Below are 26664 nucleotides of genomic sequence, written 5' to 3' on the forward strand. Positions count from 1 at the left end.
GAGCCAAACGAGGCATCCGGCGAAGGACTTTGGACATAAGGGCTTTCCTGGGCGCCGCATGTTCGCGACAATCCCGGCGGGCGAAGACGAAATAGAAACAAACGAAGTGTTGCTGTTGATTCGAAGTCCGAGGCCGGCAAATCAATCGTGCGCTGTTTGATGAGATCGGCTAACCTATTCGTCGGCAATATCCGGCGGGCTGCCCCAAGCGGCCTCGGGCTCGCGTCTTCGATTGGAAGGAGGACTGGCCACAGAAGCGCTCACTTAAAATCCACCGTTCACATGAAAACAAACCGGCTGGATCGGTAAGCACTGAGTTGCCGGTTTGGCCGTCCTGCGATGAGGTTAGCGACGAGCTGTCCTGTCACTCCCCCAAAAGTAACGCCGAGATGTCCGTGGCCAAAGGCAAGAATTGCGTTTGGTGTGGCGGGAGCAGGAGAAATCACGGGCAACGTGTCGGGAAGTGCCGGTCGCGGGCCCATCCAACGGGTATGACTATCCGTTTGCAGATCCGGCAACAGTCTCTTAGCCTGGCTTAAAATTCGGGCTACTTTCGACCAGTCTGGCCGCGCACTTACGTCAGCAAATTCCACAATGCCAGTGATCCGAAGGCCGTGCCGCATCGGAGTTACGGCGATTCCAAAGTCGGAGATCATCGGAACCCGAATTTCCAGGCCGGGCTTTTCAAGCATTACGTGGTATCCTCGCTCTGCTTCGAGCGGCACTCTCGCGCCTACCTGCCGTGCTAACTCCCTTGACCAAGCACCAGCCGCGATGACGATCTTGTCGAAGACACGTTGCTCGCGTCCGCTCCAGAGCTTCAGCCGGGCATCTCCTAGAACCTCTATCCTATCAACCCGTTGATACTCAAACAGAGCTCCGTGGTTGGCAGCCTTGTCCAAGAGAGCGCTGACGAGTGATTGCGGGTCTAATGAGTGCGCCGCATCGGGCAGGTAAATTCCCTTGACGTGCTTCCGGTCCAATGAGGGGGCCAAACGATAAAGCTCTTCCGGCCCCAGGATCTCTAATTTCACACCGCGACGTGTTCGAAGATCAATCGAGCCTGCCGCACCAGCAAAACTATCTTCTGAGCGGAAAGTGTACAGGAGGCCGGTTCGGCGGATCAGCTCTCCAGCGGTCTCGCCCAATAGATCAAAATAGGCCTCCTCAGCTCCCTCCAGCAGGCCGGCGAGACCTTTTGAGATTTCCTCTACACGCGCAGGCCGCGAGGATGCCAGCATCCTCAGAAGAAACGGCGCGATCCGAAGAGCATAGGAAGGCCGAATCGTGAGAGGAGAATTGCTGTCGAGCAACATCTTCGGCACCTTGCGCCAGATTCCGGGCATAGCATTCGGAACACAGCCACCGGGGGTAATCAGGCCTGCGTTGCCGAAACTTGCCGCGACCTCCGGCTTATTTGGATCAAAAATGGTTACGCGATGGCCGTCTCGCGCCAAAGAGCAGGCCGAAGCCGCGCCTACGATGCCGGCGCCGATAACGGCTACGGTTTGAGGCGATGGGTTGGTTGGAGAGTTCGTCATTATGGCTAGTCCTCAGCAGCGACCGTCTGTCGTTCAGATGTCACAAAAACCGCTTGAAAGAAGCGCAGATACGATATATTGCATTGTAATGCAAATGATCGTAATGGCCTGATCAGGAGGAAATTATGAACCGCAGAGAAGTATTGACCGGCGCAGCGAAACTGGGCGCGGCGCTGTCTGTAAGCGCTCCCTTCGTCCTCCCATCTCGAGCTCGTGCCGAGACCACACTGGTGTTCGCTGGCTGGGGTGGAAGCTTAGGTGATGCCGAGAAAGAACTCTGGCTAGCGCCTTTTACCGCTGAGACCGGAATATCAGTGCAATACATCAATACGCCGGACATGGCGAAGGTGAAGGCTCAAGTCACGACAGGGAATGTCGAATGGGATGTGATTGAGTTGAATGGCAGTATGGCCTGGGGTGGCGAGCGGGAGGGGTTGTGGGAGCCGGTCGATACCAAAATCGTGGATCGCGCGCGATTTAATATTGAGCCTCCGCCGTTCTTTGTGCCCACATATGGCTACGCGCTTGGTATTGCTTACGACCCGAGTCGGACCAAGCCCCCGGCAAATGACTTTCCTCAGCTTTGGGACGTCAAGAACTTTCCCGGGCGTCGTGCCTTAAATAGTTACGCCAACGGAACGCTTGAGCTTGCTCTACTCGCGGACGGCGTGCCGCCAAACGAGGTCTATCCGCTTGATGTCGAGCGTGCATTCAGGGCGCTCGACCGGATCAAGCCCTTCGTCAGGAAGTGGTTTGCAGCAAGTGGTGAGGGGACGACCCTCATCCAGACGAATGAGGCGGACTACACTTACACGTCCCAGAACCGGGTCAAGGCCGCTAAAGATTCGGGCGTCTCAATTGATCTTTCGTTTGGTCAAAACGTTCTGAAGTTTGGGTGCTTTTCTGTGCTCAAAGGCACCAAGCGGAAGGAGGCTGCGATGCGATTTTTGGAATTCGTCACCAGAAATGCGCAGCAAGCGGCAATAGGTACCAAGCTGGGTTTCTCGCCGATGACGAAAGGTGCTGAGCGGCTCGTTAGCGACGAGGCGAAGCGCTGGTTTCCCAATCCGGACAATCCCAAGAGTCTGGTGGCGCAGGACAAATACTGGGCTGAAAAAGATCAAGTGCTGGAGAAGCGCTTCAAGGAGTGGATCTTGTCCTGAGGTGATCGGCTCAGAGCTCTTGAGGTCGTCCCAGCGTAGTCGGCATAATCGCCGCGGAAGCGTTCTGGGGCAGTGCGTCGCGGCGAAAGCGCGAGTTGGTCAGTCCAATTGTCGTGCTCCGCCGAGCGGCGGACGAACATCGAGCAGCCAAAATGCCATGCTTCCAACGAATTGCTTATCACCCAGGCTACAGTTTGAGTGGTGACCTCTAGGTCTATCTATTCGTTTTGATCAGGATAACGCGATGACCCGAAACTATGCGGCAGCCACTGAAGTGCTTTCCGATCTTCCGCAGTTTAGCGATGCCGTTTTGTGCGACTTGGTGTTCAATGCTTCGCCGATTGAGCCTGACCATGTTCTTGAGGTGATGGAGGCCCAGTGGACCAAAGGGTTTTCGTTTGTGTCGCTGTCGATGGCCGCAGACAACGAGGCCGCGCCGTCCCAGGTTTTCTCCAGATTAGCTCGAATACGGCACGGGATCAGTCGCCATGAAGAAAAGTTTGCTCTGACCTATTCAGTGGAAGATATTCGATCTGCCAAGAAAAACAAAAAACTTGGAGTCAATTTTATTTTCCAGGGCACCGAGCCGATCGGGCGCGATCTCGCAAATGTCGGAGCTTATTACAGGCTCGGCGTTGGTATCATGGGATTGGCGTACAACTTTCAGAACAATGTAGGCACGGGTTGCCTTGAGGGAGAAAAGCGCGATCTTGGGCTATCAGACTACGGTAAAAACTTAATTGCCGAGATGAATCGCGTCGGCATGCTCGTCGATTGCTCGCATGCGGGATATCGCACATCGATGGACGCAATGTCCACCTCAGCTATGCCGTGTATATTTTCACATTCAAATCCGCGAGCGTTGAACGACCACCCACGAAATATACGGGATGATCAAATCAAAGCGTGTGCGGAGACCGGCGGGATTATTGGCATTCACGGCGTAGGGCCATTCATCGGCAAGGAATATGATAAGGCGTGCCCTGCGGATGCCGTCGTTCGCCAGATCGACTACGTGGCTAAACTCGTTGGACCTCAGCATATTTCGCTTGGCCTCGATTACTCAAGTCCGAAATGTAACAAGTGGATATTTGAGACGCAGCTTCATGGCGATGTGTCGAAGATGGGGCTGCCCAAAGATCTGCCTTGGGGATTCTTCGATCCTGGCGAAACACCATCAGTGTTGAGTCAGTTGCTCAACAAGGGCTACAGCGTGGATGATGTCCGCGGAATTATGGGCGAGAATTTCTTGCGCGTTGCAGAGAAGGTCTGGAAATAGCCCCACGGGCCGGCGCGTTAGCCGAAGACATCAATTCTGCCGCTGCTCGGGAGTTGGCTGGCCATTCCCTCGATGCGTGTCGGCTTCCAATGGACGCTTAAGCACCGTTCTGTGATCGACGGGTGCCTAGAACGTAAACCAAACAGAGAGTTGTGCATGGACACGCTTCCGCCCCTTACCAATCTGCAGGTCCGTGACGTCGAGGCACTCCTGCATCCCTACACCGCGCTGCACAAATTGCGCGAGATAGGGCCTAATATCATCCAGCGAGGTCAGGGCGTATTCATCTACGACACGCAAGGTCGCAGTTATATCGAGGGCATGTCGGGCCTCTGGTGCGCTGGGCTCGGTTTCGGAGACGAAGAGCTGATCGAGGCGGCGACTGCGCAGCTGCGCAATCTTCCTTACTATCATCTCTTTGCCGCAAAGAGTGTGGAGCCAGCTATCGAGCTGGCAGAGAAGCTCAAGGAACTGGCGCCCGTTCCAATCTCAAAAGTATTCTTCACCTCGTCCGGCTCCGAGGCGAACGATACGCAGGTCAAGCTTGCTTGGTACCTTAACAATGCGCTCGGACGGCCGAAAAAGAAGAAGATCATTTCGCGCGTGAAGGCGTATCACGGCGTTACTATAATGTCTGCTTCTCTGACAGGTCTACCAATTAACCACAATGGTTGGGATCTGCCGCTGCCTGGCGTCCTGCACACAGAGTGCCCGCACTTCTACCGCGCCGGCAAGGAGGGCGAGACCGAGGAAGAGTTCACCGCGCGCCTTGTGCAGTCGCTCCGCAACCTGATTGAGCGCGAAGGACCAGAAACGATCGCCGCCATGATTGCCGAGCCAGTCATGGGGGCCGGCGGCGTCATTGTGCCGCCGAGGGGTTACTATCCCGCTATCCAAAAAGTGCTCCACGAACACGACATCATGTTCATTGATGACGAGGTCATAAACGGCTTTTGCCGAACCGGAAATTGGTGGGGCAGTCAGTCGCTAGGCATGACACCCACCACCATCACAGCTGCGAAGCAGCTTACCGCCGCTTACGCCCCGCTCGGCGCCGTCATGGTTCCTGAGAACATTTATCAGGCCTATGTCGACCACTCCGCCAAGATAGGTAGCTTCGGCCACGGCTTCACCTATGGCGGCCATCCGGTCAGTGCCGCGGTTGCAGTCAAAGCCATCGAGATCTATCAGAAGCGCGATATTCTGGGCCATGTACGAAAGCTCGCACCGATTTTTGAGGCGCGGCTCAAGAAGGCGGCAGAACATGAATTTATTGGCGAGGTGCGCCACTGCGGCCTTATCGGGGCTCTGGAACTAGTCGCGGATAAGAAAACGAAGCGTTCTTTCGATGCGAAAGCTGGTGTCAGCGCAGCACTCGCGAAATTCGCCGAAAGTCACGGCGCAATTTTCCGGGCACTTGGCGACAGCATCGCCTTCTGCCCTCCAATGATCATATCCGAAGTCGAGCTTAACGAGATGTTCGACCGCTTCGACAAGGCCTTGGCCGACACCGCGTCCTGGATCACCAAGGAGGGTCTAGCAAAGCGGGTTTAACTCCGCCGCTTCTTCTCACCCCTTGCACGACACGATCGCCGCGTGATCCTGCCGCGCAGGTGCTAACTCAACCGAAACGAGCAACGCCGTGGCAGAAATTGAGAATATCGTCGCCGAAACCGCTGAAAAAATTTTTTCCGATTTCGCCGATGCCCAAACCATCAACGCCGATAAGACTGGCGCATGGAAAGCGCCGCTGTGGCAAGCGCTGACTGAAGTTGGCTTGCCGCTGTCATGGGTGGCGGCAGAATACGGCGGCTCAGGCGTCACTTTGGCCGAAGGTTTTGCCGTGCTCGGCGCTGCCGGGCGGTTTGCAATCGCAGTGCCGCTAGCCGAGACAATGCTTGCTGGCTGGCTGCTGTCGCAGGCGGGGATTGCCCCCCCCGAAGGCGAGATGACAGTTGCCCCGTCGCGCCCGAACGATCGCGTCACGGTGAGCTCCGATGGCCTGCTGTCAGGCCGCGCCCGCGGGGTGCCCTTCGCAAAATCTGCAAAGCATGTCGCGGTTCTCGCGAGCGGAGCGGACGAGTGGTCAGTCGCGCTAGTCAACGCCTCGCGACTGCGAATCGAGTCTGGACTCAATCTGGCCAATGACAGTAGTGATACTGTAAAGTTCGACAAGGTCGAACCGGTCGCGATCAAACCCGCGCCGAAAGGTCTGGATCAGACTGCCCTGATGCTGATGGGCGGGGTGGTGCGCTCTTTGCAGATTGCGGGCGCGCTCGAATCTATGCTCGATCTCAGTGTGCGTTATTCCAACGAGCGCGTGGCGTTCGAGAAGAAGATTTCGAAATTCCAAGCCGTTCAGCACAACCTCGCGCGCCTTGCCGGCGAAGTGGCGGCGGCGCTCACGGCGGCTACTTCCGGCGCCGACACGCTGGCGAACAGTGCCTCCTTCGACGACGCGGTGTTCCTCGAAGCGGCTGCGGCCAAGATTCGGTGCGCGGAGGCGGCCGACAAGGGCAGCGCCATTGCGCACCAGGTCCATGGCGCCATCGGTTTTACGCTCGAGCACGTCTTACATCGCTTCTCTTTGCGCGCATTGTCATGGCGTGACGACTTCGGCTCGGAAAGCTTTTGGGCGGTCGAGCTCGGCAAGCGGGTCGCCCGGCGGGGCGCCGACGAACTGTGGCCGCTGGTGGCCTCGCGCTGATACTGGAAAGGTTCTGCATATGACCGCAGCTTTGCGATTTGACCCGATCCGGTTGCCGCCCAAGTGCGACGAATTGCGCAAGGAAGTGCGCGCCTTCCTTGCGGAAGAAATCGCGACCGGTACGTTCAACCCCCACTCACTGAACCATGAGGGCGCGGATGTGTCGGGTTTCTCGCGCAAGGTCGGCGAGCGCGGCTGGATCGGGATGACTTGGCCAAGAAAGTATGGTGGCCACGAGCGCTCTTTTCTTGAGCGGTATGTGGTGACGGAGGAGATGAAAGTTGCCAACGCGCCTACGCGCCAATTCTTCACCGCTGATCGACAGAGCGGGCCAGTCCTCCTGAAATATGCCCCCGAGCACATCAAGAGCAATATCCTGCCGCGCATTTGTCGCGGAGAATTGTGCTTCGCTATCGGCATGAGCGAGGCGAATTCCGGCTCTGACCTCTTCGCGGCCAAAACAAAGGCGAGCAGGACTGATGGGGGATGGCTGATTAACGGCACAAAGATCTGGACCTCCTTGGCGCATGTTGCCGACTACATGATTGCACTGTTCCGCACATCGCCGCCAACCAAGGAAAATCGGCGCCATGGGCTCACGCAGTTTCTGGTGGACATGAAACAGCCTGGTATCAAGGTGAACCCGATTGCTCAAATCACTGGCCATTTCGAGTTTAATGAAGTCGTATTCACTGACCATTTCGTTCCTGACGATCATGTGCTGGGCGAAATCGATGGCGCCTGGAAGCAGGCGGTCAGCGAGCTCGCCTACGAGCGCGCGGGTCCGGAGCGGTTCCTCGACACCCATCACGTGCTCATCGAACTGGTGCGCGCGATCGGCGACCAGCCTGATGTCCGTAACGCCGAAGGCATTGGACGTGTGGTCGCGCAGCTCCACACCTTGCGCCGCATGTCTGTCTCGGTCGCCGGTATGATGCAGGCTGGAGAGGAACCGGTCGTAGAGGCCTCAATCGTCAAGGACATCGGCACGGTGTGGGATCAGCAACTCGCTCACCGATTGCGCGATCTCGCCGCCTTCGTCGAAGATAACGTCGGCAACCGCGAGATGCTCGAGGAGCAGCTGTCGTTTGCGATCAAGTCCGCGCCGAAACTCACGATCCAGGGCGGTACCACTGAAGTGTTGCGAGGCATCATAGCCCGCGGCCTTGGTTTGCGTTGACCCAGATGCCGGAGTCGCGGCAACAATTCTGCCGCTGATCCTATCCGCTTAGGAAACCAAACGGAGCGCTCACGCAAATGGCACGATCGGATGCAGCCGATCAACAATTTCAATGTGAGTTGCTCCCAGGAGGCACATCTGCGTGATCGAAAGTCGTTGGCCATCCTTGAAGTGTTTCAAGACGTCACTCGCCCAACAGATCACTCCCGCGGCTCGAAGCGTCTCCATGACTAGGGCTTCTAACGTTCGCTCACGACCGTTCTGTATTGGACGTCAAAGCACAGAAGGTATTGGAAACGCAATTCTGTGCAAATGCACCGGATGACCGTGAATAGTCGCCAATTACTTTCGAGCTTTTGATTCAGCCAGCCGAACGACTGCTTACCGAATCGTTCGAACACGGCATTACCTAGATTAACTGCGACGGTCCACGACGCTACGCTAAGAATAATGCCGATCTCCCAAAAAGACTTGGCTTGAGAAGACCATTCGATCCACTCGAGCTCGCGAAAAGATAATAGGACGCCGTCGACCATGCGATCGTGCCCCAATGTGTTCCTGGCGCGCGCATGAAAGAACGTGTGCTCCATGACCGAGCGATCAAAATCTTTTCGCCGCTTGTTTGTTGCGAACGTTATGGCGGCGATTGCAGCCGCCGTGTTATCGTGGATCGGACTCGTGAATCGGCAGCGAATGGCCGCTTCCTCAAGTAGCGCACACTCGGATTCCAACCGAACTCCCGGTCCAAATCCGAGATCCGACGAAAAGGCTGAGTACGGCGGATCGGATCGAAGCGCTCGTATTGTCGTTGCAGATTATTTGCTTCCAGGACGGGGCATAGGTCGAGACCAGCTTGGGGAACCCCGCAGTTGGTGAGGTAGAGCCAGGCAAAGCGAGAGAGCTTCAACTTGGCCGCGACATCCGCCATATCCGTCGAGCAGCTTGATTGCTGCTTTCGGTCAAGCGATAGGCGAAACGTTGAAAAGCGCGATACATCGTGGATGATTACTTGGCCTGCGTGGTAATCGGTGCCGCCACCCGTCAATGTACAGCGCGAGCGTCAACGAGCGGCCCATAATACCTCTAATCGCGATCAGGACAGAGCATCGAGTGTTTGCGTGTGCGAACAGTGTTCCAATTCTTACACGCGGGAAGTCCTAGCGAGTCGTAGGAAGTTCATGAGCAGGACGTCTCCGTCTTGGGTAAGAATAGATTCAGGATGGAACTGCACGCCATATGTTGGTTGATAGCGATGTGCGAGCGCCATGATCTCGCCTTCCTCCGAACAGGCTGTCACCAACAGATGAGGCGCACTTGACGAGTCGAATTTAACGACGAGGGAATGGTAGCGACCAACGCAAAGTGGAGATGGGAGAGCCTTAAAGAGCTGTTGGCCGTCGTGGGTTAGGTAAGAGGATCGACCATGCATAGGGCGGCGCGCACGGGCCAATCGTCCGCCGAAAACGCTGCCGATGCACTGGTGCCCGAGACAGATGCCAAGAATTGGAAGCTGTCCCGAAAGTTCGCGGACCACGGCGTTCGATATTCCAGCCTCAAGCGGAGTGCAGGGGCCGGGAGAGATAACCACTGCGCGCGGCTTAAGCTGAATAACGTCATTGACGCTGATCGCATCATTCCGGATCACTTCCGTGGCCTCTCCGAGCTTTCGGAAATGCCTGGCGATGTTGAAGACAAAGGAGTCATAGTTGTCGATAATGACAATCAAAGTCCACCGGACGTTTCAGAACGAAATGCATCGAAGATGCGCTGGGCCTTGGCGAGTGTCTCCTCATATTCTGTTTCTGGATCCGATAGCGCCGTTATGCCGCCACCTGCATGAAACTGAGCCAGGCCGTCGTTGATCGTTACGGTACGAATCGCAATATTTGTGTCCATGTACCCGTTGAAGCCGATAAAGCCGATCGCTCCGCAATATACCTCTCGCGCCACGCGCTCGATCTCAGTGATAATTTCCATCGAACGCACCTTTGGCGCGCCGGTAATCGAGCCGCCAGGAAAGCAAGCTCGGAGCAGCGAAACAGCGTCTTCGGTTTCTGCAAGTTCTCCCGTAACGATCGAGACGAGGTGGTGCACTGAGGCATAGGTTTCGAGATTGCACAAGGCCGGAACATCAATCGAATGCGGAGTGCAAACCCGTGACAAGTCGTTGCGCAGGAGATCGACGATCATCGTGTTCTCGGCGCGATCCTTCTCGGACGCGAGGAGCCGTCCAGCGCGGTGCTGGTCTTCCAGAACATTCGTGGAGCGTCCAATCGTGCCTTTGATGGGACGCGTTTCGACCCGCCGTTGGTCGAGTCTTAGAAACCGTTCCGGCGAACTCGATGCGATAGTGAGCGTGCCGTAGCGTAGTAGGGCTGCGAAGGGAGCTGGGTTCAACGACCGTAGCCGGCTGTAGAAAGCGAACGGATCAAATGACGGCTGCAGTCGCATGCTAAAGCGCTGCGCAATGTTCACTTGGAAGACATCTCCAGCCAGAATGAAATCCATAACGCGTCTTACCGCTGCGACGTAGCCCGCGCGGCTGAAATTCGAATCCCATACGCCCAAAGTACCCGGGCACTCATTCTCAGCTTGGTTTGCGCTGTAAAGCAAAGCTGTAAGCCCATCTGCGCGAGCGCGGGCGCGCTCCTTCTGACGGGTGGCATCCCGCTCTGGCCATCCGGTAGAAACAATCCAGCATCTGTGGTCTCGGTGATCGTAGCTGAGGACCACGTCATAGAAATGGAGCATCGATTGGGGCGGCCGGCGCGCGCGAATCTCTGGCATCGGCAATCGCTCCAATGTCCTGTTCAAATCGTAGGCAAAAAAGCCGGCCGCCCCACCCTGGAACGGGGGGAGATCGGGGCGATACACTTGCGGGAATTTGGCGAGAAGGCTGCGAAGAATTTCCCACGGATCGCCCATAAGGGCCTCACCGTTGTAACTCGCCTGTCCATCCGCGACCATGAACGTGCTGAACGGATTACAGGCCAAATATGAGTAGCGACCAAGCGGGTCGTGCTTTGCTGCGCTATCGAGAAACGTAAGGTGCGGTCGATGTGCGACGCGTCGCATCGCCGACACGGGGTCGATCCACTCCAGCTCTCGGACGTACATTAGGCTTTCAATTGCCGAAAATGGTCGTGCTTGGAAGGACGCTCAGATTGCAATCCTCGCTCCAATGTAAGCAACGCTCGCATAGGATCCGCAAGTTCTCAAAGTCGACGATCACGTTCATTACCGCCAGAGGACCCGCTGCCGATCAATTTGGCTACTTTTTATCGTTCAGGTCAAAGAGCTATCCGTCGACGTTGTAGTCGGCCGCCAACCGCAGCTCTCGGAGTGGCCGGACCCGCCTGATCGATTCCTGGTAAACATGATGCGCCTTGTAGGCGGCAAGTTCCGTCTCGTTGTCGAACTCACCATACACCACGACATCGATATCATTGCCGATCTGGTCGGTCTTGCGGTTTCGAGCAACCTCAAGCCGTCGAGCATGAGGGATTGTCGTGAGAACCGATAGGCCTTCAATGATCTGATCAATGAAGGCCTTATCCTTGGCGGAAAATAAGACGATATGACGAATCATGGAACGTTTGGCGATTAGTGCAAGTCGGTAGTTTAACTATCCTGAGATCAAGTCCGTTGCAACATCTGCAATTGCTTGCCCGCCGCGCGGCCAAAGCGCTCAATCGTTTGTATGTGGCGAGCAGGTTGCAGGCTTGATCGAGATTGTACGCTCGCAATGCTTGGAGAATGAGGCGGTGACCTGATTGAATCGCGGTTCACGCGCGACGTGATCCTGCTGGAGAGGGGGCGCCTGGCTCCAGCTTGCCCGCGATGATGCGAGTCAGCGATGCGCTGTCGTCGCATTTTCGTTCATAGATTATCTATCAGGAGAACGAGTGCTAAAAACAATAGACGCGGCCTGGTCCTCGCTGTGCCCGCCAATCACGGATAGTGTTTTCGATCGCCTCGGGGTCGTTATGGGCGCTTATTCGAAAGTCGGCCCGACCGGCTCATGCTCCTTCATGGTTACTTTCGTGAACAAGAGAAACGAGAACAAGCACGAGGGACGCGAAAACATAGTCGTCGTGTATACCTGCGGCAAGGCGCTCGGCGCTGTGGGCGCGCTCGACACTACCTCCATCCCGTTGCGCGACTTTATGCCCAGTCGCTACATTAGATCAGGACATCAATTCACGTGTCGCCGGCATCAGATTGAGTTCCCGCTGGCATGGTCCTCTTGCTTCCTGTAGCGGGCTCTATCAAGCGTGAGTCAGCAAGTCTCTGGCCGCGGTCTGTCAATGCGAAGATTTGACCGGATCATTGACCTTATCCAGCCACGTTGCGATTTCTAGCAATGGACCAAACGGTAAGCGCCGCTTGCCCTTTGAGCTCCAATCCTTTCAGTTCATACAAACCTGTTGTCACTTGACCGTCATGAATTGTCGCGCTAATATATTGTATAGAGCTACATCGTCGCATAGTGCGATACAACGTGGCCATATCCGTGAAGGGGGACTTTCGCCCCCTTGTCCGCGCCGCCGCGCGATACCGCATCGTCAACTGCGGGTGGACGAAATGCAGCTGCCAATCACGTGATGCTGACAGGAGGCGAGAATGCGCAAGGGGTCCCATAAGTGTCAGGACAGCTCAGTCAGATGCGCTATATGCGGCGGAAAGTTTGGGCTCATTCGCTACTACTACTGGCGAACGGCTTTTTGCTCCAAAAAATGCGTGGAGCGGTTCAGGGTCCGCCGAGAGGCGGACCATAACTGGCTTCGCTGGTTGCGGGCAGCGTAATACATCAACGAAAAGCTACGCAAACGCAGCGGCACGGGCAATATCAAACCGCAAAATCGGCGCCGACGCCATTGAACTCGAGGGTGGTGCCAAGCGCGTCGAATGATGGCGCCTTGATCTATTGCGAAATTCCTGTGATGCACCATCTTGGCCTGTCGCCTCAGCGCGTCAATGTCAGGGCGGATTCAAGGTGCGGTGCCGGAGAGCCGACGATGCGCTACAATCTCAACGTAGAGGAGCGTCCGCACGCTCTGGCGACCATTCGACCAGTCGAAGTCTGTTAGCAGCAGAGGCCGAATTTCGGACAGGAGAGCGTGAAGTCGAGACGATCCTAGCAGGAGCCGAGCGGCAGTTGGGAAAAACTGATCGGTTGCAGCACCTTGAACTCGTCGATGCCGACACCCTCACGCGAGACACGAGCGACCCGCGGCGCTTGGTGTTGCGGCCCATGTCGGCTCGACTTGCCTGATTGACAATGTAATCCTGAAGCGAAAAGTGTCCGCTCAGCGCGACGCAAGGATTGGAAAAGCAATCCTAGCTGGCGTCGCGATCTCGTCTGAGACGCGCCTTGTAGTGATTATCGCGCGTGGCGTCCCGGTTTTCCAAAAATGACGGGAGGTACTGCCCGATTGACGATCTCTCGGATGGCAAAATTCGACTGGATGCGCGAGACGTGCGGAAGGCACGAAAGCTCAACTCGGTGGATTCTCTCAAAGTCTTCGATGTCACGGGCGAGCGCGATCAAGAGATAGTCGTCGCTTCCCGACATCAGAAAGCAGCGGATCACAGATGGGCATTTGACGATGCCGGCCTCGAACAATCTTAGTGCCTCGTCGCTTTGACTGCCCAGCGTAACCCTAACGAGCACGGTTGTGCTGAGGCCGAAACGATTGAGGTCAAGTATCGCCTGATAGCCCATGATGTAACCCTCGTCTTCCAGCGCGCGCTGTCTGCGGGCGATGGCGGTGCTGGATAAGCCCATTCGATTCGAAAGTTCGGTTTGGCTGATCCGAGCATTAGCACTGAGTTGGGCGAGGAGCGTCATGTCGATCTTGTCGGTATCCATTTGTGCGATTCCTGCGTAAGAGCGTCGAAAATCGCTGAATTTCTGCATTACCCGTCTGCGATTTCGCAAGTTTGAAGAAAAACAAACCGCGTTACCGATTACAAGAGGCCGTCCAAATCGGAGATTGAAAAAATGAAAGTTGGTATTCCCAAGGAAATTAAAACACACGAGTATCGTGTGGGCCTGACCCCTGGCGCAGTTCGCGAATATGTAGCCGCCGGTCACAGCGTGCTGGTCGAAACCAATGCCGGCGCTGGGATTGGCGCAACGGATGACAACTATCGCAAGGCCGGGGCCACGATCGTGAACTCCGCTCGCGAGGTGTTTGCATCGAGCGAGATGATTGTGAAGGTCAAGGAACCCCAGCCGTCCGAATGGGTGCAACTGCGAGAGAACCAGATCCTCTTCACCTATCTTCACCTGGCGCCAGACCCGGAGCAGGCCCAAGGGCTCATCAAATCTGGTTGCACGGCGATCGCCTACGAGACCGTGACCGATTCGCAAGGTGGCCTTCCGTTGCTTGCACCAATGAGCGAGGTCGCAGGCAGGCTCGCGATCGAAGCGGCCGGTGCGGCCCTGAAGCGGAATGCGGGCGGGCGAGGGCTGCTGATCGGCGGCGTTCCGGGCGTCCAGCCGGCCCGCATCGTCGTGATCGGAGGCGGCGTTGTCGGCACGCATGCGGCGCGCATGGCCGTCGGTCTGGGTGCCGAAGTCACTATCCTTGACCGTTCGATACCCCGGCTTCGCCAGCTGGACGAACTATTTGCAGGACGTGTTCGTACTAGGTTGGCAACTATCGACACGGTCGAAGAGGAGGTATTTGCGGCAGATGTTGTTATTGGCGCAGTGCTCGTTCCAGGCTCGAGCGCGCCGAAACTGGTCAGTCGTCACATGTTGAGCTCGATGCGCAAAGGGGCGGTGATCGTCGACGTAGCTATCGATCAGGGCGGATGTTTTGAGACATCGCGTCCGACCACTCATGCGGATCCGACCTATGAAGTTGACGGCGTCGTTCACTACTGCGTGGCGAATATGCCGGGAGCTGTCCCGCTGACCTCAAGCCAGGCATTGAACAATGCCACTCTGCCATTTGGTTTGGCTCTTGCCAGCAAGGGCTTTTCAGCTGTGCTTGAAGATCCTCATCTTCGCGCTGGTCTCAATGTTTATCGGGGCCGGCTAACTTACAAAGCGGTGGCCGAGAGCCTTGGCCTGCCGTTCTCACCGATCGAGCAGGCTGCTGCCTGATCCCAGAGGTCCCCTAGGGGACGTTTCCTCCCTGACTTGGGCCACTCTTCGGAGTGGCCTTTTTTATAGTGTATTGGTGGAACGCGGCGTGGATGCGCAGACTACCTCAGACAAATGGCTGAGCGGGTAGCCAAGGCAGGGCGAACGCCCATTGAGTTGCGGCACATTAACGCCGCAATACCGCCAGTGCTCGGCGGATTCACATAGCTTCAGGGCTCAGTTGAGTGATCCGCTATCTTCGTAATCTAACAGGCCGTTCGCGGCGTGATAGATCAACGCGAGTTTGATCGCTGTCGGGCATCAGGGCCGGTCATTGGTATCCAAATCGCATTTTCGTTGATCTTCGATAGAAATTTACGTGCTGCCTGCGCTTGTGATGACCGGGAGTACGTCTTTGGTGGGGTGATCGGGCGTGTCATCCTTCCAGCGCACCGAGCCGAAGGGACGCTCCAACATGCGGCGCACGCGTACGGGATCGGGGCCGAGGTGGAACGCCGTGGCCTGTCGTTCCAGCGTGACCTCCGATTGGGTCGAGCGGTTGCGCTGGCGCAGGTAGTCGAACCAGGTCGGGCAGTGATAGCGCTCGGTCCACAATTCGGGGTCGGCGATATCGCGTGCGATCGACCAGCCATAGGCGCCGTTGCGCTGGCGAAACAGCTGCACCTCCTGCATCAGGTTGTGGAACGGCCGCGCATTGTCCTGGGTGACGCGATATTCGATCTCGACCACCAGTGGTCCGCTGCGCGCGGTGAGCGCGAGCCGCACCTCGGGATCCGCAAGCAGCTTGGTCTCTTCGCCTCGCGCGCCAGTGCGTGGCATGCGCAACCAGATCCCCAGGAGCGGCGAGGCCAGCATCAGGGCGGCCGAGACCAGAAGCGCGTTTTCAACCCCGACGGCATCGGTGAGACGGCCCCAGCCCCAGCTACCTACGGCAATGCCGCCGGAGCCCGCCGCCTGATAAGCCGCAAGTGAACGGCCCGCCACCCAGCGCGGGGCCGACAGCTGCACGCCAATGTTGAACAGCACCCAGGCCATCATCCACACCGCCCCCGCCAGGACCAGCGCAGCCGCCGTCAACGCCGCCTGATGGCTCAGCGCCACCGCGGCGATGGCTCCGCCCATCGACACCGAGCAGGCGCGGATCGCGGCCTCCCCGCTCATGCGCTTGCGCATCTCGGGGATATTGAGAGCGCCGATCACGCCGCCCAGGCCAAAAGCGCTGAGCATGATGCCGTAGGTGGGAGCGCCGCCGTGCAGGAGATCGCGCGCCACCAGCGGCATCAGCGCGATGATCGCGCCGCCGATCACGCCGATGACCATGGTGCGGATCAGCACGATCTTGATCGCCGGCGAATTGGCGATGTAGCGCACGCCCGAGATCATGGCGCGGTTGAGCCTTTCAGGGGGCAGGCGAGAGGGCTCAGAGACGCGCTTCCACAGGAACAGCGCGACCATCAGGGGCAAATAGAGCAGCGCATTGAGCGCAAACGCAGCCATTGCGCCCGCGGTCGCCACCACAAGACCGCCGATCGCCGGCCCTACACTGCGCGCGATGTTGTAGCTGATGCCGTTGAGCGCAACGGCCGCCGGCAGTGTCTCCAGCGGTACCTGCTCGCTGACCGAGGATTGCCAGGCCGGCCCCATGAGCGCCATGCCGCTGCCGACCACAAAGCAGAGCAGCAGCAACAGATTCGGTGTAGCAAGACCCAGCCAATCGAGAACAGTCAGCGCGGTTGCACCGCAAAGCTCGATCGAAAGCGCAACCAGCGCCACGATGCGCCGATCATGCATGTCGGCAATCGCGCCGGCTGGCATCGAGATCAGCATCACGGGCAGGAAGAGCGCCGTCTGCACCAGTGCGACCTGGTCCGCGGACGCCGCCATCTGTGTCATTGCCCAAGCCGCGCCGACGCCCTGGATCAGAATGCCGAGATTGGTAAGCACGCTCGCGAGCCAGATGCGCCGGAAGGCGACATGGCGCAGAGGGGCGGTGATGCCTTCAGCGCTGAACATCTGGCGCTTGGACGCATCAGTCATATTGGATCCTGTCTGGCCTGCCCGTACCTTGATTCTGGATCACAGCAGGGGAGGCTGCCGTCGAGCTCGAACGGGATCATCACGCGTGCCCGCACTTGGTCCATCAAGCCTCATTGGCCAACCTGGGTTCTGAGGCGGCTCACGAACGGAGCGCAATCGCGTCGCCTGGCAGCCAGTCGACCCAAACTTCCTCGCCGGGCTCGAGGATTGGCGTTCCGGAGCCACTATTCTGCAAGCCCGCGAGACGTTGATCTCCTGCCGCGATCACATACCGGATCGCGTGGCCCACGAATGCGCGGTTTTGAATAACTCCTCGCAGTCCAGACGTGCCAGGTCGATCAAGCCGCGACAGTCGAACCGACTCTGGCCGGACCATCACCTTGACCGGGTTGCCCGAGCTGACATCGCCCTGCAGCGAGCAACAGATCACCGATCCATCATTCGTTCGAACCCGCGCGACGTCGCCGGAGGCCTGATCCACAGTTCCAGTGACCAGGTTCGAGTCTCCCAGGAAATCTGCCACAAACTCGTTCGTGGGCCGGAAATAAAGGTCATTGGGAGTGCCGACTTGTTCAATGCGAGCATGGTTCATGACGCAGATCCGGTCGGACAGAACCAGCGCCTCCTCCTGATCATGAGTGACGTAAAGAATCGTTACGCCAAGCTCTGCGTGTATTTTCTTGATCTCGAACTGGAGCTGGAGCCTCAGCTTCTTGTCGAGAGCCCCAAGCGGCTCATCCATCAGGATGAGCTTTGGCTTGTAGACGAGACAACGCGCGATCGAGACCCGCTGCTGTTGACCGCCCGAAAGTTCTTTCGGCTGCCGTTGCGCGAAATCCCTCAGGCGGACCACGTCAAGTGCGGCCATGACCTGACGCTCGATGTCCTGCTTGGCAAACTTGCGAATGCGCAGCGGAAAAGCTACGTTGTCAAAGACAGTCATGTGCGGCAGCAGCGCGTAGTTCTGGAAAACCATGCCCAGATTCCGCTCGCGCGCGGCGATATGGGTGACGTCGCGGCCATCGATCAACACGGCGCCGCCGGTTGGCATCACCATCCCCGCAACGATGTTGAGCAGCGTCGTCTTGCCCGAGCCGCTTGGACCCAACAAGGTCAAGAATTCTCCGGGCGCAATGGACAGGTTGATCCTGTCGAGCGCGACGACGGGTCCATAGCTTTTTCTGAGATCGCGAAACTGCACCGCAGCTTGCAAAGGCTTATCCATTGTTTGTCCAGCCCGTTTTATTCCGTGCATTGCCTAGAAGTCTCCTCCGTAGCTGTCGTTTTATCGCAAAAAATGTTTCATATTGCAATCCGATATGCAAGGTCGTAATAAGTTACCTATGTCAATCGAAGTGACTAAAGCGGCCAATTCTCTCTAGGAATGGAGAATATAGGCAATGAGTTTCAGCCTTCGCGGTAAAACGGCTCTTGTTACCGCAGCGAGCGAAGGTCTTGGCCTTGCGTCAGCCATCAAGATCGCCTCCGCTGGAGCGCGCGTTGCGATCTCTGGTCGAGATACGACGAAACTAGCTAAAGCAAAAAAGGTAATCGATGCTGCCAGTGGCAATGGATCGACTATTGCAATAGCGGCAGATCTCACGAAGGCTGCCGATACAGAGCGGCTTGTTGCAGAAACGCTCAGGCAGTTCGATAGTCTCGATATATTGGTAATCAATTCCGGCCATGTGCGGTCCGGGACAGTCGAAGATCTCGACGATCTGGATTGGTACCAAGCCTTTGACCTTCTTCTAATGAGTGCTGTGCGGTTGACCCGATTGGTCGTGCCGCATATGCGCAAGCGGAAGATCGGCGATATAGCCTACATCACGGCATCGCGTGTCCGTGAGCCGAACGAATTGATCCTATCAAATGCGTTTCGTGCTGGCGTTTCCAGCCTGGCAAAAACGTTGTCCCATGCGGTTGGCGGCGATAATATCCGAGTGAACGTCCTTGCGCCTGGACCTTTTAATACTGCGCAGCTGATTCGGCGCATTAATGAAAAGGCGCTGGCCGAGAAAACCAGCCATTCGGAGGCTGCCCGTCGAATGACCAGCCACATTCCCTTGGAACGCTTCGGTGAGGTTGAGGAGTTTGGGGCGCTCGTCGCGTTCGTTGTTAGCCGTGAGGCGGCGTACTTGACCGGTTCAACGATCGTGATGGATGGCGGTATCGGGCGCTATGCCTTCTAGGTTTCACCGCACGCTGTTTCATGAGCACGAGAGAAAGCTCTCGCGGCGAAGTCAATCGCTTAGCAATGGCCTTTTGGCAACCTGAGTAGTTTTGCGCTTTGCCGAAGTCCGAATGGAAGAGGGCGATCCTGCGCACGAAGACATCGATCGCAAGGACCTGGCTTTTAGTCGGTAGATGAATGCGCAGATCACCGTTTCAAAACAAACGCGCGGCGACTCCGCTTGTGGCGAGGCTTCGGCATACCGCGTCCATGCGATACGCAACTGATCGAGGCGAGGTCAAGCCGGCGGAAAGCCTCCCAGCGTTCTCATCGCGCCGGCGACGCCCGCCACGTGGCGGTTAATGGGGTCGCCGCGGCGGCTGCTCTCGAGGCGGTGAAGTGGAGCGGGCACCCCCTCGATCGCACTTTACCTTCTGGCATATTCGCTGCTCTCGGTCTCAATCCCCTTCTGGCCAACGGGAACAAAAAATCATATTGCAATCCGATATAGAAAATCGTATTGAGCTCCTATGTCAATCGAGATGAATCGACGGGAATTGGTCGAGTTTGTGGGCCCGGTGTCGGCCGTCATGGCGTTTGGCCTGCTCATGCCGCTCGCCTTCATCGTCTATAATAGTCTCGGCGCTGCCCATCCGTCCCTGGATGCCTACATTAATTTGTTCCAGAGCCGGCTGTTCCTTCGCGTCACATGGACAACCATCGAGATATCCGTGGCCTCGACCGTTGTAAGTGTGTTGCTGGGCTACCCGATCGCTCTGCATCTGTCCCGGCTTTCCGATCGGTGGCGCCCGATCTTCCTGATCTTCGTTCTGTTGCCCTTCTGGACCAGCATTTTGGTCAAGAGCTATTCCTTTATTGTTGTTCTGGGTGATCAGGGGATCGTCAATAGTGCGTTCGCCGCCGTGGGGCTGCCGCGCCTGCCGATGATGTTCAATCGTGTGGGCGTCCTTGTCGGAATGAGCAATTACCTGATCCCGTTTGTGGTATTCCCCCTGCTCTCCAGTTTGCTTGCGCAAAGCGCGGATCTGCGAAAGACCGCCGCGGTAATGGGCGCGTCCGATCTCCGCATCTTCTGGCAGATCACGTTTCCGCTGAGCGCGCCTGGTCTCGTCGCCGGCGCGATCATGTGTTTCGTCATTTCCCTTGGCTTCTTCATTACGCCGGCTCTGCTCGGCGGACGGCAGGATATGATGGTTGCCAATCTCATCGACTTCTACACGCGTGAGTCGCTGGATTGGGCGACCGCATCGGCCATTGCCGTGCTTCTTTTTGCGGTGAGCGCAACGCTCCTGCTCCTGGTCGGCAAGCTCCGAGGCAGCAACGGTTTGATCTGAAGGAGAGCCAGCTTGACTTCGACCGTTTCAGAGCGAGCCTTTTCAAAGGGCTGGATTGTGGTCGCGCTGGCCACAATCCTTTACATCTACTTGTTGTTCCCAAGCTTGATCATCGTGCCGATTTCGTTTGGCAACAAGGTCGAGCTGGTCTTTCCACCGACGCATTATTCTGTCGATTTGTATCGCGAATATTTCGGCTCGCCCGATTGGCTGGTCGTGACATACCGAAGCGCGGCCTATGCTCTACTCGCATCGGCGCTCGCGATGCTGGTCGGGGTGCCGGGCGCCTACGCGCTCGCGCGCACGAATTTCCCCGGCAAGCGGCTGCTCGTGCTCTTGATCTTGAGCCCCATGCTGGTGCCGGTCGTCGTGATTTCGCTTGGGCTCTACTTCTACTATCTGCGGATTTCCCTCACCAACACGATCGTCGGGTTGGTCCTTGCCCATGCGATGTACGTCACGCCGTTCGTGATCCTGACGATATCGGCCGGCATTGAGAATCTGGACGAGCGGCTGGAAAAGGTGGCAGTCATCATGGGCGCCACTCAGTGGCGCGCATTTCGCCAGGTCGTGCTGCCGCAACTCATTCCTTCGCTGATCTCCGCAGGACTGTTCGCATTCCTGATGTCGTTCGACGAAGTTGTGATCGCCTGGTTCATCACGGGGCCGAGCACCATGACGCTGCCAGTCAAGATGTATTCGAGCATCAAGTGGGAAAGCGCCCCCGTTCTGGCGGCGATCGCAACAATCCTCACCGCTCTTTCGATTTTCATCTGTGTTGCCACCGTTGCGCTGACCAGAGGGCGCACGACGGCCAAATAGATCGCTAAGGACGCGCCGCAACAGCTACGAACAAATGGATCGGCTTGGTCGATTACAGGACAACGAATGCCGAATGTTGAAACGCCCTTCGATGCTCGGCCGGCCACTCGCCGCTTTCAATGTAGCGGCTGCTGCAATGGTCCTCGAAGAAAGACCTCGAATCGAATGCTCGCGTCTTGCGAAGCTTGACGTTGTCTACAGACGCTGCGGACGAGGAACGCTCCGCAAACGACCTTCTTGAGTTCAGTTCGATGTGCCCTTAGCCTCCGCTCGCATTGGGTCTAGCTGTCCTGCTGGGATTTGCGAGCCGTGTCTGGAAAGGGGGCTGGCTTGTCGCCCGCCTCGCAGCAGTTGCCGGCGCGTCTTCCGGATGCTAAGGCGCAGCTTAACGAGACTTGTGCGTCGATTCTGGGCCATCAATCCGATCTTTGTGCGGATACACACTTTAATTTTCGGTGGTTAATGAGGGGACACAGCGCGCTAGAATTGACTTTGGATACTTGGGATGCAATTTAAGGTAATGTCGGAGCGTCAGGCTTTGCAACGCGGTCCAAATAGCCCCGATGGGATCAAGAAGGCGGGCCCCAAAATCCGTGAGCAGCGGAAAGGGGATGCTCGTGAACATTCCCTGTTTGTGAATTCAATCGAAAAAGCGGTCGTAGTGCTGAAAGCGTTCAGCCGAGAGCGACCCCGGTTGACGCTGGCCGGGGTCACGAAGGTTACCGGTTTGGACAAGAGTGCCGCGCAGCGCTTCCTTTTCACTCTTCATCAGCTGGGCCTGGTGCGAAAGCACGAGGATACGAAGCAATTTTCGTTGTCCCCTCGGCTGCTTGAATTCGCCTATGCGTATACCTACAGCGACGGCCTGATCGAGCGAGCCCAGCCGTTTTTGGTTGAAGCTCACGAGAAGACCAAGGAAACGGTCAATCTGGTGGTGCTAGAGGGAATCGACGTCATTCTCGTTTGGAGAATTCCTAGCCTGGATATCGTCGCGACCAATGTCCAGATCGGCCTACGTATGCCTGCCCTCTACAGCATCGCAGGGCGGGCCATTGTGGCTCGCCTTCCGCCAAAGGAGCGAGATCGCATCATTCGAGCCACGAGTTATCAAAAATACACAGATCAGTCGGTCACTAATCCCAATGAAATGCGCAGGCTCATAGACAAGGCTGCGAAAGATGGATACTTGGTGTCCGAGTCCCAATACTTCCACCACGAAACCGCTGTGGGCGCGGCGATTGTCGATGGTTCAAATACGGTGCTGGGAGGCATTAGCCTTTCCGGGCCGGTTAGTCGGCTGACTGTCCAAGAAGCCCGCGAGAAATTAGTGCCACCGACAATTGCTGCGGCTCGGAAAATTTCGCTCGCGATGGGGGCCTACTGAGAGCTCGCTTAGGTCGCTCAGCCGAGCATGACGTCTGCAAAGGGACTTGGTGGAGAGCCAGAGCTGGTTTTGCTTCTGCTTGCTCCTTGGAAAGTCCGCTGCAGTGTAGCTTTGGTGAAGCTCCCGCTCGTTCACATGCGCGAAGAGCGCCAGTCATTTGCGATCGGCTCGATCGCTTGTCCACCGGACTCGGCCGTCGACACCCTCGAGACTAGGTGGTCTCGGTCCGGTTCAGCCGGACGCGTGATAAGCTTCAAATTATCGAAGGCGAGCATGGTGCCGTCAACAAAAGACGCGCCACTCTGTCCAATGGAAGGCGTTTCCGACAGCTGACGCGTGTCTCGAACGCTCACCTTGCGATTAGATCATCGAACTTGGACAAGGGGCGAGCTCTAGTTCAGCTTTTCAACGCCCCCCTCCCATCGCCCCATGAAGACGACTGCAAGGCGCAGCCTGTATGGTGTTCTATTGCGATTGTTTTCATGCACGAGGCCCGTCAAATAGTACAGATTGCGCTGGCGAGCGGCCCAATGCGCTCTTACCGGACCGCAGGAATGCGGCTGCTTCAATCGACAATACGGCGAGTCTCGACCTTTAGGGGCGACACCAACTCGAGCGTCTGAGGAGGATCGGCCAATAGGCCACTTCGAGTGCGGTGGCTCAACCAAGGCCGCCGAGTTGCTGCACCCAGCGGATCGTGCCCAACGTTGGATTGAACTGCAGCTTGCCCATCCTCGGCATCCTGATGTGAATATCTGTCGGGACGCTCAATGCTTACCCGCCGAGCGCAGGTTTAGCTGCGCGTGGCAGGGCCTCTCATTTTTCAATTGGCCCCTGGGACGCCCCTGAATAAAGCTTGCAGGCGTCACCAAAATATAATATATTACGATGAAATACGAGGTTGTGAATTTCCCAGTCCCTGCCGGCAAGCGTTCTAAGGATCGGTCGTGCGCGCGCAGCACATTTCCCGCACACGATTCATCAGTAGGGGGTAAAATGCCTGGGTATTTCAATTCGCGACCTCGTGTGAAAAATGCGATTCTGGCCGGACTTCCTCTTCAGGATCTAGCTGCAATAGCTGACAGCCTAGAGCCCGTCGGCCTGAAAGAGCGGATGGTTTTGCAGGAGCCGAAAAGGCGACCCGAGCACGTATACTTTGTAGAATCCGGCCTTATCTCCCTGAGAATTGTTACTGCGGGAACTATTTTGGAAACCGCGGTGGTAGGATATCGGGGCGTCGTCGGCGCTTCGTTCTTGTTGGGAGGGCATCTTCCGACCCGGCAATCGGTTGTGGTTTTGCCCGGAAGTGCGCATAGGATCCATCTCGACAGCTTGCGTCATGTTATGTGCGAGCGCCCTCGGGTTAGAGAACATCTTTCTAACTACGTTCAAGCGCTCGACCTACACAGCGCTCAGAGTGGATTTTGCGGGGTCAGGCACGATCGCGAACAGCGGCTCGCGTGCTGGCTCAGCTTGGCGTGTGATGCAATCGACGATCATGTGCTCCCGGTTACTCACGACTACCTTTCCGCCGTTCTTGGATTACGTCGGGCAGGGGTGACCGAGACCCTCATCCGTTTTGAGGAACAGGGCCTAATTCAAAAGATGCGAGGCGTTCTCCAAATACACGAGCGCCAGCGCCTCAAACATAAGGCATGCAGTTGTTATGGGATTATCGCGGATGCCTATGTATCGCCCGAACAGCTGCCCCACGCAGAACGACAGCCCAGTAGTGAGTTTAGCTTTCGGGGAAGCAAATTGCCTGGCGACGGCGCAAATCAGGGCAATTTTTGGCTTGCTCAAGCGAAATAAATAGTTGGGTTGGGCCAACCTTGAAGGGTACGGCCGTGTCCTCGGAACATAAAGGTCGCGCGTCGCCCGATCGACACCGTTACAAAGGATACAGCGAGGACGCGGGCGTATTGCACAAGTCGCCATGCATTGGAGCGGTTGGGGAAATCGTCGAGTGCGGCGGCGAGAGGCGCGATTAACCTGCTCGGCGCCTCCGCTTGATGACGGGAAATCATTTGAACAACTGAAAGTTCAAGAGCGATCTCGCATGTATTCGACCTCAAATGAAGGAGAGAGGATAGACTTTAAATTCTCCAGGTAGCGCGCAAAGGCCTGATCACTATCATCACGCTATCGCGGCGTGAGCTGAAGAGCGCGCTCCACATCGAGGTGCATTTTCGAGCTCAACAAAGTGTGCGGCGATTTCGTCGCCGACGCCAAGCAATGGATCGCAACATCAGCGGCGCCGGCGACAAGGCATTCTACGCCGGGAACGACATCAATGGTACGCGGCTGACGGACGCGGCATCAACATGGGCGGCCTCACGGCCTCCCGGCACGCTTCGATCGCGACAAGCCGATCATCGCCGCGGTCAATCGGGTGGTATGAGCCCGGATTCGCGCGACTGCGCTAACCCGTAAACCGCTGCGGGGTATGAATCCCCGGGCCTGCCGCTAGACGGCGCGCCTAGCTTGGCCGCCGAGCATGGAGATCAACGTGCCGCAAAATCAGACCGGTCGGCCGGCGTGGTTTTCCTCCGGCGCTGAGTAACCCCAGGGTCTTTAATCGCCATGACGTACCACCTCGTACTTGCATCGGTCTCCTTTTCAGCGCCCTCCCGAGATGGCCCGCAAAAATCATGTTGCAATACTATATATCGCTAGGTAATATCTCGTAAGTTAGCTCGACGAGCTTCTTGCGATTGTGGGTCAGCAACCATTTGGGTTTTCGGATTTGTTCGTCGTATCTTTTCCTCCCGCGACGGACGACAACTGGGCCGCCCCCTTCTGCGGGGCGGCTTTTTTTCTTCCCGATCAACTTGGGAAGCGTGCCGCTCCCTGCGGCGTTGCCGAATTGTGGTCCGCTGTCAGCCCCTCCCTTAGCTTTGGAATCTTCGGAGATCATGCATGAGCCACTCTAATGACATCGCAGTTGAGACGCATGGCCATGTCGGCCTGATCGAAATTCGACGGCCTCCCTTTAATTTCTTCGATACCCCTCTGATCAACCAGATCGCGGATGCGCTAGAAGATTTTGACCGCAACATCGACATTCGAAGCTCGGTCCTCGCCGCGCAAGGAAAAGCGTTTTGCGCCGGCGCCAACTTCAACGACCCTGCACCGCAGGATAAGCAGGAGCGCGCGGCAAATGATCCCTCCGCGAATCTCTATCTGCAGGCTGTGCGCATCTTTCGCAACAAGAAGCCGATCGTTGCCGCGATCCATGGCGCAGCCATCGGCGGCGGTTTGGGGCTAGCGCTGGCGGCCGATTTCCGCATCACCTGCCCCGAGGCGCGTTTTTCCGCCAACTTCACTAAGCTCGGCTTTCATCCGGGCTTTGGGCTGACAGTGACCTTGCCCGAGCTGATCGGCAAGAATAATGCTGAATTGATGTTTTACACCAGCCGCCGCGTTAAAGGTGAGGAAGCCTATCGTTGGGGGCTTGCCAACGCGCTGGTGCCGCAGGATCAGGTGCGATCCGCCGCAATTGAGCTCGCGGAAGAGATTGCCAAGTGCTCACCGCTCGGGCTGATCTCGACTCGTGCAACCATGCGTGGCGATCTTGCCAATCGCGTGCTCGCCGCGACTGACCACGAAATCGTCGAACAGACCTGGCTGAGCGCAACCGACGATTTCAAGGAAGGCGTCAGGGCTACCACCGAACGTCGTATGGCGAATTTCAGGGGACGGTAAGGCTTAGCCACGTTGTTCCGCGATCACAGGCAGGATCGCAGGCCACGCAACACCTGCCCTAGCTTGCATGGTTAGTCGTCCGTGAAGAATCCTGAAGCAATTGAGCGGTAAAGGAAAATGCCGGAATTTCCGGGATTGGATTTGCCAGCAAGCGGTGCTTGGGAGGCGGTTTTCTTGCAAAATGATATTTGTGATTCCCTC

At 57.0% G+C, this 26664-nt stretch carries 20 protein-coding genes and 2 pseudogenes; 14 read left to right on the forward strand and 8 right to left on the reverse strand.

What is annotated here, in order from left to right:
• Positions 1 to 99: 99 nt before the first annotated feature.
• Positions 100 to 309, forward strand: a pseudogene (locus ACYCVF_RS36005) (hypothetical protein); the annotation flags it as partial.
• On the opposite strand, the gene ACYCVF_RS36010 reads toward ACYCVF_RS36005, so the two are convergent.
• Positions 279 to 1541 (reverse strand): NAD(P)/FAD-dependent oxidoreductase, encoded by a 1263-nt coding sequence (locus ACYCVF_RS36010; RefSeq protein ID WP_459607523.1) that lies wholly within the window; start codon positions 1539 to 1541, stop codon positions 279 to 281. The pseudogene ACYCVF_RS36005 and the gene ACYCVF_RS36010 overlap by 31 nt on opposite strands.
• 125 nt (positions 1542 to 1666) lie before the next feature.
• On the opposite strand from ACYCVF_RS36010, the gene ACYCVF_RS36015 reads away from it, so the two are divergent.
• From ACYCVF_RS36015 to ACYCVF_RS36035, 5 genes are all read left to right on the forward strand, one after another.
• A complete protein-coding gene (locus tag ACYCVF_RS36015) occupies positions 1667 to 2704 on the forward strand; it encodes an ABC transporter substrate-binding protein (protein WP_459607522.1) in 1038 nt (345 codons plus the stop codon).
• A 244-nt stretch (positions 2705 to 2948) separates the two neighbouring features.
• Positions 2949 to 3983 carry a dipeptidase gene (locus ACYCVF_RS36020; protein WP_459607520.1) on the forward strand — a complete coding sequence of 345 codons (1035 nt, stop codon included), beginning with the start codon at positions 2949 to 2951 and terminating at the stop codon, positions 3981 to 3983.
• Positions 3984 to 4139: 156 nt separating this feature from the next.
• Positions 4140 to 5537 carry an aminotransferase gene (locus ACYCVF_RS36025; RefSeq protein ID WP_459607518.1) on the forward strand — a complete coding sequence of 466 codons (1398 nt, stop codon included), beginning with the start codon at positions 4140 to 4142 and terminating at the stop codon, positions 5535 to 5537.
• Between the two features lie 88 nt (positions 5538 to 5625).
• Entirely contained in the window at positions 5626 to 6690 is a 1065-nt protein-coding gene (locus tag ACYCVF_RS36030; protein ID WP_459607516.1) for an acyl-CoA dehydrogenase family protein, read from the forward strand.
• 19 nt (positions 6691 to 6709) lie between these two features.
• Positions 6710 to 7870: an acyl-CoA dehydrogenase family protein gene (locus ACYCVF_RS36035; protein WP_459607514.1), complete on the forward strand. Its 1161-nt coding sequence runs from the start codon at positions 6710 to 6712 to the stop codon at positions 7868 to 7870.
• A gap of 239 nt (positions 7871 to 8109) precedes the next feature.
• Here the strand turns inward: ACYCVF_RS36035 and ACYCVF_RS36040 are convergent, their stop codons facing one another.
• From ACYCVF_RS36040 to ACYCVF_RS36060, 5 genes are all read right to left on the reverse strand, one after another.
• On the reverse strand, positions 8110 to 8601 hold the full coding sequence (locus tag ACYCVF_RS36040; protein WP_459607512.1) for a hypothetical protein: 492 nt from the start codon (positions 8599 to 8601) through the stop codon (positions 8110 to 8112).
• Positions 8602 to 9011: 410 nt separating this feature from the next.
• Positions 9012 to 9596, reverse strand: a complete 585-nt coding sequence (locus ACYCVF_RS36045; RefSeq protein ID WP_459607510.1) for an anthranilate synthase component II — start codon at positions 9594 to 9596, stop codon at positions 9012 to 9014.
• Positions 9593 to 10987, reverse strand: a complete 1395-nt coding sequence (pabB, locus tag ACYCVF_RS36050) for an aminodeoxychorismate synthase component I (RefSeq protein ID WP_459607508.1) — start codon at positions 10985 to 10987, stop codon at positions 9593 to 9595. The genes ACYCVF_RS36045 and pabB overlap by 4 nt, the downstream gene beginning before the upstream one ends.
• 181 nt (positions 10988 to 11168) lie before the next feature.
• Positions 11169 to 11459 (reverse strand): Dabb family protein, encoded by a 291-nt coding sequence (locus tag ACYCVF_RS36055; RefSeq protein WP_459607506.1) that lies wholly within the window; start codon positions 11457 to 11459, stop codon positions 11169 to 11171.
• Between the two features lie 1794 nt (positions 11460 to 13253).
• The gene (locus ACYCVF_RS36060; RefSeq protein WP_459607504.1) at positions 13254 to 13742 is read right to left on the reverse strand and encodes an Lrp/AsnC family transcriptional regulator; all 489 of its coding nucleotides are present in this window, start codon (positions 13740 to 13742) and stop codon (positions 13254 to 13256) included.
• A gap of 132 nt (positions 13743 to 13874) precedes the next feature.
• On the opposite strand from ACYCVF_RS36060, the gene ald reads away from it, so the two are divergent.
• Positions 13875 to 14987 (forward strand): alanine dehydrogenase, encoded by a 1113-nt coding sequence (gene ald, locus ACYCVF_RS36065; protein ID WP_459607502.1) that lies wholly within the window; start codon positions 13875 to 13877, stop codon positions 14985 to 14987.
• A 354-nt stretch (positions 14988 to 15341) separates the two neighbouring features.
• Here the strand turns inward: ald and ACYCVF_RS36070 are convergent, their stop codons facing one another.
• Together ACYCVF_RS36070 and ACYCVF_RS36075 are read right to left on the reverse strand one after the other, a co-directional pair.
• Positions 15342 to 17024, reverse strand: a complete 1683-nt coding sequence (locus ACYCVF_RS36070) for an MFS transporter (RefSeq protein WP_459607500.1) — start codon at positions 17022 to 17024, stop codon at positions 15342 to 15344.
• A 139-nt stretch (positions 17025 to 17163) separates the two neighbouring features.
• Positions 17164 to 18249, reverse strand: coding sequence for an ABC transporter ATP-binding protein (locus ACYCVF_RS36075; RefSeq protein ID WP_459607498.1), 1086 nt, complete (start codon positions 18247 to 18249; stop codon positions 17164 to 17166).
• A 175-nt stretch (positions 18250 to 18424) separates the two neighbouring features.
• On the opposite strand from ACYCVF_RS36075, the gene ACYCVF_RS36080 reads away from it, so the two are divergent.
• From ACYCVF_RS36080 to ACYCVF_RS36110, 7 genes and pseudogenes are all read left to right on the forward strand, one after another.
• Positions 18425 to 19216, forward strand: coding sequence for an SDR family oxidoreductase (locus tag ACYCVF_RS36080; protein ID WP_459607496.1), 792 nt, complete (start codon positions 18425 to 18427; stop codon positions 19214 to 19216).
• Positions 19217 to 19727: 511 nt separating this feature from the next.
• Entirely contained in the window at positions 19728 to 20552 is an 825-nt protein-coding gene (locus tag ACYCVF_RS36085) for an ABC transporter permease (RefSeq protein ID WP_459607494.1), read from the forward strand.
• Between the two features lie 57 nt (positions 20553 to 20609).
• The gene (locus ACYCVF_RS36090; RefSeq protein WP_459607492.1) at positions 20610 to 21374 is read left to right on the forward strand and encodes an ABC transporter permease; all 765 of its coding nucleotides are present in this window, start codon (positions 20610 to 20612) and stop codon (positions 21372 to 21374) included.
• A 505-nt stretch (positions 21375 to 21879) separates the two neighbouring features.
• A complete protein-coding gene (locus ACYCVF_RS36095; protein WP_459607491.1) occupies positions 21880 to 22758 on the forward strand; it encodes an IclR family transcriptional regulator in 879 nt (292 codons plus the stop codon).
• Positions 22759 to 24102: 1344 nt separating this feature from the next.
• Positions 24103 to 24570: a Crp/Fnr family transcriptional regulator gene (locus ACYCVF_RS36100; protein ID WP_459612958.1), complete on the forward strand. Its 468-nt coding sequence runs from the start codon at positions 24103 to 24105 to the stop codon at positions 24568 to 24570.
• A gap of 288 nt (positions 24571 to 24858) precedes the next feature.
• Positions 24859 to 25153 (forward strand): annotated as a pseudogene (locus ACYCVF_RS36105) (Clp protease/crotonase-like domain-containing protein); the annotation flags it as partial.
• A 524-nt stretch (positions 25154 to 25677) separates the two neighbouring features.
• On the forward strand, positions 25678 to 26463 hold the full coding sequence (locus tag ACYCVF_RS36110) for an enoyl-CoA hydratase/isomerase family protein (RefSeq protein ID WP_459607487.1): 786 nt from the start codon (positions 25678 to 25680) through the stop codon (positions 26461 to 26463).
• Positions 26464 to 26664: the final 201 nt, after the last annotated feature.

Source organism: Bradyrhizobium cedriense (assembly GCF_054602315.1).

Bases quoted from the DNA above. Each gene is read 5' to 3' on its own strand.
- ACYCVF_RS36075 (WP_459607498.1), bottom strand. From the start codon at position 18,249: ATGGATAAGCCTTTGCAAGCTGCGGTGCAGTTTCGCGATCTCAGAAAA.
- ACYCVF_RS36085 (WP_459607494.1), top strand. From the start codon at position 19,728: ATGTCAATCGAGATGAATCGACGGGAATTGGTCGAGTTTGTGGGCCCG.
- ACYCVF_RS36110 (WP_459607487.1), top strand. From the start codon at position 25,678: ATGAGCCACTCTAATGACATCGCAGTTGAGACGCATGGCCATGTCGGC.
- ACYCVF_RS36055 (WP_459607506.1), bottom strand. From the start codon at position 11,459: ATGATTCGTCATATCGTCTTATTTTCCGCCAAGGATAAGGCCTTCATT.
- ACYCVF_RS36035 (WP_459607514.1), top strand. From the start codon at position 6,710: ATGACCGCAGCTTTGCGATTTGACCCGATCCGGTTGCCGCCCAAGTGC.
- ACYCVF_RS36010 (WP_459607523.1), bottom strand. From the start codon at position 1,541: ATGACGAACTCTCCAACCAACCCATCGCCTCAAACCGTAGCCGTTATC.
- ACYCVF_RS36080 (WP_459607496.1), top strand. From the start codon at position 18,425: ATGAGTTTCAGCCTTCGCGGTAAAACGGCTCTTGTTACCGCAGCGAGC.
- ACYCVF_RS36020 (WP_459607520.1), top strand. From the start codon at position 2,949: ATGACCCGAAACTATGCGGCAGCCACTGAAGTGCTTTCCGATCTTCCG.
- ACYCVF_RS36015 (WP_459607522.1), top strand. From the start codon at position 1,667: ATGAACCGCAGAGAAGTATTGACCGGCGCAGCGAAACTGGGCGCGGCG.
- pabB (WP_459607508.1), bottom strand. From the start codon at position 10,987: ATGTACGTCCGAGAGCTGGAGTGGATCGACCCCGTGTCGGCGATGCGA.
- ACYCVF_RS36025 (WP_459607518.1), top strand. From the start codon at position 4,140: ATGGACACGCTTCCGCCCCTTACCAATCTGCAGGTCCGTGACGTCGAG.
- ACYCVF_RS36100 (WP_459612958.1), top strand. From the start codon at position 24,103: ATGTGCGAGCGCCCTCGGGTTAGAGAACATCTTTCTAACTACGTTCAA.
- ald (WP_459607502.1), top strand. From the start codon at position 13,875: ATGAAAGTTGGTATTCCCAAGGAAATTAAAACACACGAGTATCGTGTG.
- ACYCVF_RS36095 (WP_459607491.1), top strand. From the start codon at position 21,880: ATGCAATTTAAGGTAATGTCGGAGCGTCAGGCTTTGCAACGCGGTCCA.
- ACYCVF_RS36060 (WP_459607504.1), bottom strand. From the start codon at position 13,742: ATGGATACCGACAAGATCGACATGACGCTCCTCGCCCAACTCAGTGCT.
- ACYCVF_RS36070 (WP_459607500.1), bottom strand. From the start codon at position 17,024: ATGACTGATGCGTCCAAGCGCCAGATGTTCAGCGCTGAAGGCATCACC.